At 57.1% G+C, this 13,050-nt stretch carries 14 protein-coding genes; 13 read left to right on the top strand and 1 reads right to left on the bottom strand.

The window, feature by feature from the left end:
- Positions 1–143 precede the first annotated feature (143 nt).
- The 4 genes from P6U16_RS07175 to motC all read left to right on the top strand — a co-directional run bounded on the left by P6U16_RS07175 (position 144) and on the right by motC (position 4,841).
- The gene (locus tag P6U16_RS07175; RefSeq protein WP_277703181.1) at positions 144–1,118 is read left to right on the top strand and encodes a flagellin; all 975 of its coding nucleotides are present in this window, start codon (positions 144–146) and stop codon (positions 1,116–1,118) included.
- A 585-nt stretch (positions 1,119–1,703) separates the two neighbouring features.
- Positions 1,704–2,354, top strand: coding sequence for a hypothetical protein (locus tag P6U16_RS07170; protein ID WP_277703180.1), 651 nt, complete (start codon positions 1,704–1,706; stop codon positions 2,352–2,354).
- On the top strand, positions 2,351–3,538 hold the full coding sequence (locus tag P6U16_RS07165) for a flagellar motor protein MotB (RefSeq protein WP_277703179.1): 1,188 nt from the start codon (positions 2,351–2,353) through the stop codon (positions 3,536–3,538). The genes P6U16_RS07170 and P6U16_RS07165 overlap by 4 nt, the downstream gene beginning before the upstream one ends.
- 58 nt (positions 3,539–3,596) lie before the next feature.
- Entirely contained in the window at positions 3,597–4,841 is a 1,245-nt protein-coding gene (gene motC, locus P6U16_RS07160; protein WP_277703178.1) for a chemotaxis protein MotC, read from the top strand.
- A 41-nt stretch (positions 4,842–4,882) separates the two neighbouring features.
- Here motC and P6U16_RS07155 read toward each other — a convergent pair whose 3' ends face one another.
- Positions 4,883–5,116 (bottom strand): hypothetical protein, encoded by a 234-nt coding sequence (locus P6U16_RS07155; RefSeq protein ID WP_277703177.1) that lies wholly within the window; start codon positions 5,114–5,116, stop codon positions 4,883–4,885.
- A 165-nt stretch (positions 5,117–5,281) separates the two neighbouring features.
- On the opposite strand from P6U16_RS07155, the gene P6U16_RS07150 reads away from it, so the two are divergent.
- From P6U16_RS07150 to flgD, 9 genes are all read left to right on the top strand, one after another.
- Positions 5,282–6,529, top strand: a complete 1,248-nt coding sequence (locus P6U16_RS07150; RefSeq protein ID WP_277703176.1) for a flagellar hook-length control protein FliK — start codon at positions 5,282–5,284, stop codon at positions 6,527–6,529.
- Complete coding sequence (locus tag P6U16_RS07145; protein WP_277703175.1) at positions 6,477–7,031, top strand: lytic transglycosylase domain-containing protein; 555 nt, start codon at positions 6,477–6,479, stop codon at positions 7,029–7,031. Before P6U16_RS07150 ends, P6U16_RS07145 begins: the two co-directional genes overlap by 53 nt.
- Positions 7,032–7,311: 280 nt before the next feature.
- Entirely contained in the window at positions 7,312–7,983 is a 672-nt protein-coding gene (locus tag P6U16_RS07140; protein WP_277703174.1) for a response regulator transcription factor, read from the top strand.
- A 123-nt stretch (positions 7,984–8,106) separates the two neighbouring features.
- Positions 8,107–9,315, top strand: a complete 1,209-nt coding sequence (locus P6U16_RS07135) for a flagellar hook protein FlgE (protein WP_277703173.1) — start codon at positions 8,107–8,109, stop codon at positions 9,313–9,315.
- 24 nt (positions 9,316–9,339) lie between these two features.
- Positions 9,340–10,758, top strand: coding sequence for a flagellar hook-associated protein FlgK (gene flgK / locus P6U16_RS07130; RefSeq protein ID WP_277703172.1), 1,419 nt, complete (start codon positions 9,340–9,342; stop codon positions 10,756–10,758).
- Positions 10,759–10,760: 2 nt separating this feature from the next.
- Complete coding sequence (locus P6U16_RS07125; protein ID WP_277703171.1) at positions 10,761–11,807, top strand: flagellar hook-associated family protein; 1,047 nt, start codon at positions 10,761–10,763, stop codon at positions 11,805–11,807.
- A 37-nt stretch (positions 11,808–11,844) separates the two neighbouring features.
- Complete coding sequence (flaF, locus tag P6U16_RS07120; RefSeq protein ID WP_071833780.1) at positions 11,845–12,192, top strand: flagellar biosynthesis regulator FlaF; 348 nt, start codon at positions 11,845–11,847, stop codon at positions 12,190–12,192.
- The gene (gene flbT, locus P6U16_RS07115; RefSeq protein WP_277703170.1) at positions 12,189–12,638 is read left to right on the top strand and encodes a flagellar biosynthesis repressor FlbT; all 450 of its coding nucleotides are present in this window, start codon (positions 12,189–12,191) and stop codon (positions 12,636–12,638) included. The genes flaF and flbT overlap by 4 nt, the downstream gene beginning before the upstream one ends.
- A complete protein-coding gene (flgD, locus tag P6U16_RS07110; protein WP_277703169.1) occupies positions 12,629–13,048 on the top strand; it encodes a flagellar hook assembly protein FlgD in 420 nt (139 codons plus the stop codon). The genes flbT and flgD overlap by 10 nt, the downstream gene beginning before the upstream one ends.
- Positions 13,049–13,050: the final 2 nt, after the last annotated feature.

Below are 13,050 nucleotides of genomic sequence, written 5' to 3'. Positions count from 1 at the left end.
TAACTATAACCTCGTTAAGTGTTCGTTAAGAGCGATGGGCTGCCTCTCAGGGTAAACAGGGGTAGTTCGCATGATGCTGGTCCCGTCGCTACCGGTCTTAAACTCCGGCATGTTCCAACAATTTCAAACTGGGGCAATGACCAATGACCAGCATTATGACCAATGGCGCCGCAATGGCCGCCTTGCAGACACTGCGATCCATCAATTCCAACATGGAAGAGGTACAAAGCCGCATCTCCTCCGGTTACCGCGTGGAAACCGCGGCCGACAACGCCGCCTACTGGTCAATCGCGACCACCATGCGGTCCGACAATGCCGCGCTTTCCACCGTTCAGGACGCGCTGGGGCTCGGCGCGGCAAAGGTGGATACCTCCTATGCCGGCATGAGCAATGCTATCGACGTTATCTCCGAAATCAAGGCGAAGCTCGTCGCCGCGCGCGAACCGGGCGTTGACAAGACGAAGATCAACAAGGAAATCGCCGAACTGAAGAACCAGCTGATTTCCTCGGCTGAATCCGCGTCCTTCTCCGGCGAGAACTGGCTGTACAATTCCAGCACCACGGCAGCAGCAACGAAATCGATCGTGGCTTCGTTCAACCGTGCCACCAATGGCAGCGTTTCGGTCTCGACGCTTGACTACGATACCGCTGCTTCGATCCTCATCGACACCAAGGCTGCGGCGAGAGGGCAACTGACAAAGGGCATCCAAGTCGCCCAGCCGAACGGCGCCACTGCGGCCACCACAGCGAACGCAACCTATTACTTGATCAATGTCGGCTCGACGACGGCTGCCGCCGGCACCGAGATCGTCCTCTACTCAACGACATCCGATGATATCCTCGACGGCATGATCAGTGCTGCCGACGCGATGCTCAGCAGGATGACGGACTCGGCGGCGACGCTCGGCGCCATCCAGAGCCGCATCGACATGCAGGAGAATTTCGTCGCCAACCTGATGGACGTCATCGACAAGGGCGTCGGCCGTCTGGTGGATGCCGACATGAACGAGGAATCAACCCGCCTCAAGGCCCTGCAGACGCAGCAGCAGCTTGGTATCCAGGCGCTCTCGATCGCCAACACCAACTCCGAAAACATTCTCCGCCTGTTCCAGCCGTAATCGCCTGAGAACGGCATCGAGGCATCCGGGTGAGTGTCCGGACCTCGATGCAAGAAGGAGTTACCGACAATGTGTCCTGTGCCGGCGCTTAGGCCTGCACGATGTCTCCCGCACCAACCTACCGCCTGTTTCGCCGGACGATCAGGAACGCGCCGCACTCGGCGGTAAACGGAGGCAAAAACGGGAAAACGGCTTTCTGCCACGCCGCCGGTCATCGGTTTGGTGGAAACGGTTGGACCGCGCTAATTACCCTGGCGCGGTCCAACACCTACATTTTCGCACAAGTTTGACCGGTTAGTCTCCCCTTGCAGCTCTCTCTATTCCTGCTGCCGGTGCAAAATGATCATTGCGTCGTCGCTTGTATCGATGGCATCCGCTGTCGCCGGCTAGTTCTGCCAGCGGCATCGATACGGATCAAAAATGTTGGGAGATTAGATGCGGTATTTCGAGGCATCTGGTCCCAAAGGGGACTTTGAACGTGCAACGCTCTCATGAATTTTGGGCCAGAAACCAGATATCTTTCGCAAGGGGCGCGGCAACACCGTCGCGCACTGCATTCCTGCTTGTCCGCGCAGGGAGCACACGATGAGCGCCTCTTTGTCACGGTATCTGAAGGATTTCAGTGCGCCCAAGGCGCCTGTGTCGTTAATGCCGCCCAAATACTTCCCCCAGATCGATACGGAATTTCCTGAGCGAAGCGGGTTTGCGATACCGCGACCGCCCAGCGTAGACGTTGAGGCCGAACGCCGCGAGGCCTTCGAGCAGGGAAGGGAAGAGGCGGAAGCCGAATTGCAGTTCGAGCACAAGAATGAGATCGCCGAATTGAAGGCGCAGCACGCGGCCGAACTCGAGTCCATGCGCGTTCGTTGCGATAACGAGATCGCCGCGATGATCTTCGACAGGTTTTCCGACATGTCTGAACAACTGGCACTGATGCTGGGAGACCAGACGGCGCGCGTGCTTGCGCCTGTCATGGATGAGGCCCTGCAGCGCAAGTCGATCGAAGACATGGCCCGCATGATTGCTTTAACGCTCACGGCTGGCGAAGCTTGCACGATCACGGTGTGCGGGCCGCAGTCCCTGTTCGAGGCACTCAAAATTCATCTCAACGACGAGGCCTTGGTTTTCCGCCACCATGAAACAGCCGATATCGATCTGTCGGTCGAGTTCGGTGACGCCATTCTGGTGACGCGAATGGCCGCATGGGCCGATACGGTGCGGAAGGTGCTTGCATGAGCGAAGCCGAAAGCCAACACCACGGCAAGAATGAAATCATTATCATCAAGCGCCATGCCGCCCATCATGAGGGGCATCATGGCGGCGCCTGGAAAATTGCATATGCCGACTTCATGACGGCGATGATGGCATTCTTTCTCGTCATGTGGCTGATCAACGCCGCCAATGAAGAGACGAAGGCCGCCGTCGCCTCCTATTTCAACCCTGTTCAGCTCGCCGACGAAAAACCCTCGGAAAAGGGATTGAAGGAACCAGCCAAGGACGCTGAGGGCGAACAGACACAGCAGAAATCGAAGACCGACGGCGAGCGCGCCAAGACCGGCGGTTCGGCCAAATCCGGTGACGACCAGACGGCGACGTCGGGCGAAGAAACCAAATATTCCGACGCAGACTTCTTTGAAAATCCCTACTCTGTTCTGTCGGAAATCGCGAAAGATGTTGGACGCCAGGCAAATATAAGCGTGAAAGGCGAGGGGGCTTCCCTGTCCGGCCCGGCCACCGGCGCGGATGGCGGCGAGGCCTATCGTGATCCTTTCGACCCCGACTTCTGGACCAAACAGGTCGAGGTAGCGGGCGCCGAAAAGCCGGAGGTTGCGGCAAGCGAGATGGACGCATCGAAGGACGTGGCGTCTGCTGAGACTATGGACGGCAAAACTGATGCGGAAAAACAGGCTGCTGAAGTGGCCGCGGCAAAGGACGAGGCCGGGAAAACAGAGGCCGAAAAGCAGGCGGAAGCCTTGAAGGCGCAAATTGAAAAAGAGATCGGCGGCGCAGCCGGAAAGTTGGCTGAGGGTCTTTTGGTGACGCCGACGGAAGGCGGGCTGCTGGTAACGATCAGCGAGCAGGCTGACACGCCGATGTTCGGTGTCGGTTCCGCCATCCCGCAACGTGATCTCGTCGTTGCGATGGAGAAGATCGGAAAGCTGCTTGCAGCGCGAAGGGGAGCGGTTGCCATTCGTGGCCATACCGACGGACGTCCGTTCAAGAACGGCGCCTACGACAATTGGCGACTTTCGGCTGAACGTGCCCAGAGCGCCTATTTCATGTTGGTGCGCGGAGGGCTGAAGGAGGATCGTGTCAGCCAGATCAGCGGGTTCGCCGACAAACGGCTTCAGGTTCCGGCAGATCCCTACGCTGCCGCCAATCGCCGCATCGAAATCCTCCTGCAGAACGATCAGGGCTGAGCCGCATGATCAAAACGCTCCGCATTCTTTTCTCTGCGCATCCGCGCTCGGAGCGCCGATGGCAACGATCCTGCATGCTGAAGAACTCGACGATCTTCCGCCATACAAGATTCTGCGTTCGCTGCAGTTCATCCAGGATTCCGTCGTGCTTGGTGATCATTCGGCCATCGAGATGCAGCGCTATATGTTGGGGGCGATCGACAAGCGCCTGCGCACGGCAGGCATCGCCCAGTTTGAGGATCCGCGCAACATTGATGCAGCGCTGATCTACGCCATGAGCGGCGGCAACCCGGAAACGCTCGATTTCCTGACCAGTCGCGACATCGAAGGCAATTTTGACAGCCGCATCACTGATGCCTTGCGCCAATATCTGAACGGCAAGGGTGCGCTGATTGTCAGCAATCTGGCCAAGGCTATCCCAGAATACCGCAATTCGCGGATCGCCCCCTACCTCTATCTCATCCTCGGCAACGCTTCGTCGCTGCAAGATCCCAAAGCCGCGATCGGTTATTTCGATTGGGCACGATTGATGGCGCCAGGCACGATTATCGAGGAGGCTGCATTGCGGCGGTCGATCTCGCTTTCGATGCGCGGGGGCATGCCGGAGAAGGGCTTTTCATATTCGCTGTCCTATGCTCGCCGTTTCATGACGTCGCCCTATGCCAGCCAGTTCGCCGATATCTTCGTTGAATTGGCCGTCGCCAATTTCAATGAGCAGACGGAAGGCAAGATAACCGAGATACTCGAATTCATGGATCGGGCGCGCCAGCGCGAGGTCTATCTGCGTATTGCGCGCAGAGCAGCGATTGCCGGCCTGCAGCCATTGGCACGACTGGCAGCAGCGCGCGCCGCCGCCCTTTCGGACATCGCCGAGAGCAAGCCAAAGGCACTTGCGAGCCTGTATGCCGGTTTGGTCGATGTGCCCTCGGCCGATATCCTCGATGCCATCAAGCAGATGTCCGTTATTCCAGAGCAGGATTTGTCGCCCCGTGACCGCGCTCTGCTCCAGGCAGCGAAGGCCGTGGCGCAGGAGGTGCTAAGGCCGCCGGAGAGCGAAAGCCTGACACAAGCGACTGTTTCTAGTGTGATACCTGAAGAGAGCAATGAGCGGAGCGGCAGTGGCGAAAGCCCGTTTGCCGAACCTGTTGCCCAAATGGCTGACAAGCCAACGGAAGGTGGCGGGGAGGAGCAGGAAGCAAATGCTCCGGAAAACCAAGGTAATCCGGAACACGATAATTTCCTGACGGCCGGCCGTTCGAAGATCGACGAGATCGATATGCTCCTGAAGGGAGAGGTAAAATGAGTTTGGTGGATGACAGCCTGATGGGCGCGAGCCCGGCGCGGTCAACGAAGGCCGGAGGCAAATCGGGAGCATTCGCCTCTCTTGGTGCGGGCGTGAATAACGCCGCTTTCGAGAACGCGATCACAGATGCCGGAAAGAAGAAACCGCCGGCTGTACCGATGAGCTTGAAGAATGATCTTGCCAGCCTTGGATCGGCCATAGAGCCGGGCCGCAAAGACACCGGCAAAATCGACATCGGCAAGCCGCTCCGGATCGAATCTGCCGATGACGGACAATTGCCCACCAAGGACGTAGAGGTTTCCAGGCAGAGCGTTGCGGCCAAAACCGGAAAAGTCTTTGCATCATTGCCTATTCAAAACCTTGCACTGAAAGAAGAGACGTCCAAAACGGCACGGCCTCAAATGGCGACTCCAACCAGTTTGCCCGAGCGCAGCCTCCCCGTGAGCGATCGTCCCATCATCAACGTCAAGCTGGATATCGATGTCGTCTCGGCCGATATCCTTCCCGACGAGAAAACGCCGGCTCACGCCGAGCGTGCCAATGATACACCCGACGTCAAATCGCCGCCCTCAGTGGAGAAAATTCTGGAGCTTGCAAAGGATGGCAGGTTGTCTCCCGCAAAGCCCGCCGACCTAGCGAAGGCTGCCAGCGTCGAGGCCAAGTCGCAGCCGACGAGTCTTGACGACGATGATAAATCCGCAACGGAATCGGACAACATCGAAACCGGTGGCGTCAGCCAGTTGCTGGCATTGCTGGGATCACCCAAGGAGCTGCCAGTCACCTCTGCGGAAGTGCGGACGACGTCGACGGAATTGATATCAGAATTCCAGGCTTTGGCAGACAGGGCGGGGAGGGCACGGAATGACAACAGGCAGGCCAGTGGAGCCGATACGCAGCGTAAGGAGACTCTCGCTGCTGATGCCAATGCCGTGGCCAACGCGACTGCATCTGGTGGTGCTGATCGGACCTTCCGCTTTGCACGCGCAGACGGCAAGGGCCAGTCCGTATCGATGAGCATCAACACGGATGGTGACAAGCCATCGGCAAGGATCGATGCGAGCGGAACGAAAGCGGACGCGGCATCCAATGCCAAGGCTGAGACGGTCACCATTCTCGATTCTCGCCGCTATCTCGGCATTGCGGCCAATACCAATTCTCAGGCCGTTGCCGCCGCCGTGACAGGCAGCACGGAATGGGCCAGGGCCATGCAGCCGAGTTCAGGGCTTTCCAGTCCTGAGGCAGCTTCCGCGGCCAGTAAGGTCGTAAATACGCTGAAGATCCAGATGCACCCGATCGACCTTGGTATGGTGACGGCGACCCTGCGGCTGAAGGACGACGAACTGCATGTCGATCTGAAGGTGGAAAGCGGTGAGGCCTTCCGACAGCTGAGCGACGACCAGAATGCCATGGTCAAGGCATTGCGCGCGCAGGGCTTTGCCGTGGATCAGATCAACATCACATTCAACGCGCCTTCGGATACCTCCTCGGGCAATTCCGGTTCGCAGCAGCCCCAGGCGCAGGCGGGACAACTGGGCAGGGACGCCTCCGGTGACGGTGCAGCCCAGGGCCGCAGCCGCAACAACGATAGCAGTCAGCAGCGGTCTGGCGAAAGGTGGACGGGTCATGGCACTACGGATGAGGTCTCTGCTGCTTCTGAGTCTGGCCGGACTGATCACACCTATATGTGAGGCGCAGGCGAGCACTGGCGTTTGCGAAGATGAAATCATCGCTGCAGCTGCAAAGTACCAGGTCCCCGCTGGCATTCTTTATTCGGTAGGACTAACCGAAACGGGTCGGAAAGGGTCGTTGCAACCGTTTGCAATGAACATCGAGGGCAAGGCCTATTTTGGCAATAGCGCAGCGGATGTCCTCGACCGGTTTGCCAGCGCCCGATCCCATGGTGCCAAGCTGATCGATTTGGGTTGCATGCAGATCAACTATCACTTCCATGGCGAGAATTTTGCCTCGCCGGAAGAGATGCTGGACCCGCGAAAAAACGTCGAATATGCGGCGCGGTTTCTGCAAAATCTCCATGCCAGGCATGAAACCTGGACCATGGCCGTGGCACGTTACCATGCCGGACCGAACAATGATCCGGCCCAGAAGAGATATGTGTGCCGAGTGATCACAAATCTGGTGGCAACCGGCTATGGTAAGTGGACTCCAAACGCGTCTGAATTCTGTCAATAATACAATTTATAAGGGAAAATCACGCTGCACATGTTGCCATGCAGCATTGTGTCCTGGCTGCGGCGAAAAAAGGCATGAAAAGCAATTCCTTGTGGACCATTAACTTTTCCACATTATTTTTAGTGATGGTTTGGCGTTAAGCCACTAGATATAGATCAAATCGCCACCAAATTCTTAAGCAACTATTAATTTCCGCCACTGACTTTCCATAGTTGTTCAAGATTCCCTCGATTCGTACCTCTATTACATCGAGGCACCATACTGATTCGGAGGCGGACGAATGATCGTAGTGGTTGATGAGCGTGAGCTTGTAAAAGACGGATATACTTCTCTGTTTGGACGTGAGGGCGTGCCCTCCACGGGGTTCGACCCACGTGAGTTTGGCGAGTGGGTTTCCACAGCTGCCGATAGCGATATCGATGCTGTCGAAGCCTTCCTGATCGGCCAGGGCGATACGGCGATGAGCCTGCCCCGCGCTATCCGGGATCGCACCATGGCGCCGGTCATTGCGATCAGCGATTCACCCTCCCTGGAAACGACGCTGGCCTTCTTCGACTGTGGTGTCGATGATGTGGTTCGCAAACCTGTGCACCCACGGGAAATTCTCGCGCGCGCTGCGGCCATTCGCCGTCGCCTGAAGACCCTGACCAATTTCATCGACATTGGCCCGATCCGGGTGTTCTCCGATGGGCGCGATCCGGAAGTGCATGGCGAGGTTTTTGCTCTGCCGCGCCGTGAGCGTCGCATTCTGGAATATTTGGTCTCCAACCGCGGTCGTCGCGTATCCAAGAGCCAGATCTTCAACGCGATCTACGGCATCTTCGACGAGGACGTCGAAGAGAACGTTGTCGAAAGCCATATCAGCAAACTGCGCAAGAAACTGCGCAAGCGGCTCGGCTTCGATCCGATCGATTCCAAGCGCTTCCTTGGCTACTGCATCGACTGGAGCTGATTGACGCGTGGTTGTCGGTCGGGGTGCGGCGGCGGCCCGATCGGTGACAGGAAAAAGGCAAGTACAGGTTCACGCAAGGCCCAACTTCTAATCTGGCCATAACGACGAAAACGAGGATCGATCATGAGTCTTTACGGAATGATGAGAACGGGCGGTTCCGGCATGAATGCCCAGGCAAACCGTTTGGGCGCGGTGGCTGAAAACATCGCCAACGCCAATACCACCGGTTACAAGCGCGCATCGTCGGAATTTTCCTCGATGATCCTGCCGACCACAAACGGATCCTACAATTCCGGCGGCGTCGAAACCAAGATCCGCTACAGCATCTCCGCCGAAGGCGCCAAGGTCTATACGACCTCGGCCTCGGACCTCGCGCTCGACGGCGGCGGTTTCTTCATCGTCGAAGGTGCCAATGGCCAGGAATTCCTCACCCGCGCCGGTGCATTCACCCAGGACGGTGACGGCAACCTCGTCAATTCGGCCGGCTACAGCCTGCTCGGCTACGAATATGGCAACGGCGCCGACCCAACGGTTGTCGTCAACGGCTTTGATGGTCTGAGTAAGGTCAATTTGGCTTCGGCCGGTCTTGTCGCCAAAGGTTCTACCGAGGGCACGATGGGTGCCAATCTGGATTCCGGTGCAGCGGTCGGCGATATCTCGACAACCTCACTGATCGTCTACGACAGCCAAGGTAACACCCGCATTCTGGATTTCAACTACGAGAAGACTGCGGCCAACGCCTGGTCGGTCGAGGTCGTGGACCGGACGACATCGACGACACTTGATACCATGGCACTTGCTTTCAACGCTTCTGGGGTGCTGACAACGTCACCGGCGACGCTGACGACGACCGTCATGACCGGGCTTGCCGGAACGGGCGCCACGCTCGGTGCTATTGACATCGATCTCTCGAAGACCACGCAGCTCGGCTACAAGTTCAATCCGGACGGTGGCACCATTGACGGCAACGCGCCGAGCAAGGTGGCCGGCTTCCAGATCGACGACGACGGCATCGTCTACGTCAAGTACGAAAACAACAAGCTCGAGCCGCGCTACCGCATCGCGCTTGCCAACGTCCAGAGCCCGGACAATCTCGTTCCCCAGTCTGGCAACGTTTATTCCCAGGGCACCGATTCCGGCGTCATCGTCACCGGCTTTGCCGGTTCCGGCGATTTCGGCAACATTATTTCCGGTGCACTTGAAAGCTCGAACGTCGATATCGCCGAAGAACTGACGGCGATGATCGAATCCCAGCGTAGCTACACGGCAAACTCGAAAGTCTTCCAGACAGGTGCAGATCTGCTGGACGTCCTCGTGAACCTGAAGCGTTAATCATAAAAGGGACGGGACTGCGTCATGTCGCTCTCCGCCGCAATTAATACGGCCCAGCAGATTTTCAGCAACACGGGGCAACAGACCGCCATCGTGTCGAAGAACATCGCGAATTCGGGCAATGCGGACTATGTTCGCCGCCTTGCCATGATGGGCGTTGATGCGGAGGGCGGCTACTACATCAAGATACAGCGGGCGCAGAACGAGGCGCTGTTCAAGCAGACGATCAGCAGCCTATCGGCGGCATCGGGTCAGAACCGCCTGCTGGACGGTTTGACGCACATGCAGTCGGTGTTCGGAGGCAACGACTATGCCTCGTCTCCTTCCAACTACCTGGCGAAATTCCGCTCAAGTCTACAGACCTACGCGGCGTCGCCGGGAAATATCACCATTGCGTCTTCGACTGTTGCCGATGCAAAAGATCTTGCTTATTCGGTCAGCACCAGTGCTGCTGCCGTGCAGGATATCCGGGCGGATGCAGACCGGGAGATTCTCGAACAGGTCGGCACGCTCAACGGTTACTTGACCAAGTTCGAAAAGATCAACAATGAAATTGTCGGCAATCTGGCCACCGGCAAGGATGCCAGCGACGCGCTGGACGAGCGTGACAGCCTCTTGAAGCAGATGGCGGAGATCGTAGGGATTTCCACTGTCACGCGATCCAACATGGATACGGTCATCTACTCTGCAGACGGTACCGTCCTGTTCGAAACGTTGGCCCGAAAAGTAACCTTCACGCCGACCGCGACCTTCGATGCGACTGTGACGGGAAATCCAGTCTACGTCGATGGCGTTCCTCTGAAGGCCGGCACGGGTGGAAACACCACGGGCGAGGGTACGCTTGCCAGCCTTGTTCAGCTGCGAGACGACGTTGCGCCGAAAATGCAGTCGCAACTTGATGAAGTCGCGCGCATGCTTGTCACAATGTTCCAGGAAAACGGGGGCCCCGGCCTTTTCACCTGGTCGGGCGGCACGATCCCTGCAGCCGGCACCATCGAACCGGGCATCGCCGCTAGTCTCGTGGTAAACCCAATCGCCGATGCAGATCCAACCGTCCTACGCGACGGCGGCTTCAACGGTCTCGTTTCGAATACCTCGGGAAATGCGGCCTACACCACACTGCTCGACAGCTACATCGTCGCCATGAATGCGACCCAGTCCTTCGATGTCAACGCGGATCTCGGCGGAAGCGCTTCGATCATGACCTACGCTTCATCGTCTATCGGCTGGTTGGAGCAATTACGCAAGGCGGCGTCGACATCGAACGATAACAAGATGGCCATGCTGTCACAAACGCAGCAGGCTTTGAGCAACGACACGGGCGTCAGCCTCGACGAGGAACTCGCGCTCATGCTCGACCTCGAACAGTCTTACAAGGCTTCCGCGAAGCTGCTCAGCACCGTTGATGAGATGCTGACGACACTCCTGAATACGGTGAGATAATCATGAAGACGTCTTTCGTTTCAAATCTGGCAGTCCAGAATGCCATGCGGGTTACCATCCAGCAAGGACAGCTTGAAGTGATCAAGCTGCAGCAGGAGGTAACGACAGGGAAATACGCAGATTCGGGGCTCGCCCTTGGTGCGGCTTCGTCTCGCGCTGTAAACTTGAAAAACGAGTTGGATAGGCTTGAAAACCTGAAGGATACCAATGCGATCGTGACGCAGCGGCTGTCCGCTTCGCAGATGTCACTGGAAACTATGCGCAAGGCGGCCGAGCAGATCAACACGACGTTGATCGCGACACTCGGTAATGACGATGCGACACGATTGTCTATCGCAAAGACCGATATCAACGGTGCGCTGAATTCTTTCGTGGCTGCAGCAAATGTCCAGTTCAACGGCGAGTTTCTGCTGTCGGGTATCAATACCGACGTGAAGCCGCTCGCCGACTACGAGGCAGGTTCGCCGGCCAAGGTATCGTTCGATGCGGCGCTATCGACATTCATGCTCGGCAACGGCATCGCCACAATGAACGACTTCACGCCGGCGCAGATGACTGATTTCATTGAAAACACCCTGGAGCCGATGTACACTGGCGCGCAGTGGGATAGCGACTGGTCGAATGCTTCCGACCAGAACGTGATGAGCCGGATCAGTGCGAACGAAGTCATCGCGAGCACGTCGAATACGAACACCGCGGGCGTGCGGAAATTTGCGCTCGCCGCAGTGATCGCCACCGAGCTGCTGGGCGCCAACGTATCGAGTACGGTGCGTGACACGGTTAACTCGGCTTCTCAGAACTACGTGCAGCAGAGCATTACCGGCCTCATCGAAACGAGCAGTTCGCTCGGCATCTCGGAATCGCGGGTCAAAAAGGCAAATACCTCGCTTGAAGCGCAGATGAAGCTGGTGAAGACGCATATCAACGATATCGAGGGTATTGACGTCTACGAAGCGTCGACCCGCATGAACACTTTGCTGACCCAGATCGAAACTTCGTACACGCTGACCTCGCGGCTTCAGCAGTTGAGTTTGATCAATTTCCTCTGATGCAATGAGGATCAGGACAAACATGAAGGATGTCTGAATGTATCAGTTTTCATATGCCGAGATCATGGAGGACGGTGTTGCCGACTCCAAGGATCGCGAGCGTCAAGTCCTGGATCGCTCAATTGCGCTACTGGCGGCCGCAAAGCAGCAGAAAGGCTATTCGCGCGAGGCTATCGAGGCGATCTATTATACCCGGCGGGTCTGGATCCGATTTATCGAGGATCTTCGTGCGCCGGACAATCAGCTCAACGACGAATTGCGCGCCAATCTGATTTCCATCGCCATCTGGATACTGAACGAGACCGAGAAGATTAGGAAACGGGACTCGTCCAACTTCCAGGGCATCATTGACATCACAACCATCATCAGGGATGGACTCAAATGAAGAGCACACTGCGTATTTCGCTGAAGTCTGGCGAACGGATCTTTGTCAATGGCGCGGTGCTTCGCGTGGACCGTAAGGTCGCTGTCGAATTCTTGAATGACGTGACATTTCTGTTGGAAAATCATGTCCTCCAGCCTGAGGACGCAACGACCCCATTGAAGCAGCTTTATTTCATTGCACAGATGATCCTGATCAACCCGGAAGGGGCCGAACAGTCGACCATCATGTTCCGCAAGTCGATTGTCATGCTTCTGACCTGCTTCAAGAATGACGAGGTTCTGTCGGAACTGAAGCGCGTCGACGGTATGGTCACCCAAGGACGGGCATTCGATGCCCTCAAGGCTATCCGCGGCCTCTATGCGATTGAGGACCGCATCCTCAACGATCAAGAAATCGCCCCGGCCACCATCGAACAGATTCGCAAGGAGATTGCACCATGGCGGTAAACCCAATCCAGGGAACCATTCCGCAATCGACTGCTGACTTGGCGGCCAAAGCGCCAACCTCGAACGATGCGGCCAAGGCCAACCTGAACTACGACAGCTTTCTCAAGCTCCTCGTGGCACAGATGAAGAATCAGGATCCGACGGAGCCGATGGATTCGGCGCAGCAGATTGCGCAGCTCGCCACCTTCTCGCAGGTTGAGCAGACGATCAAGACCAACACTAATCTGGAAAGCCTGCTGCAGCGCACGTCGCTCGGCGAGGCGAATGCGGTCATTGGAAAGACCGTGACAAGCGCTGACGGCAAGACGACTGGCGTCGTCAAGGAAGTCACGCTATATTCCGATGGAATCGTAGCGACGCTCGATACAGGCAAGACGCTCGTCATCGGACCAGGTGTCAAGATTAAGTGAGC

The organism is Rhizobium sp. 32-5/1, from assembly GCF_029537235.1.
Classification (GTDB): Bacteria; Pseudomonadota; Alphaproteobacteria; order Rhizobiales; family Rhizobiaceae; genus Pararhizobium.
This window is presented reverse-complemented; position numbering and strand designations above follow the sequence as displayed.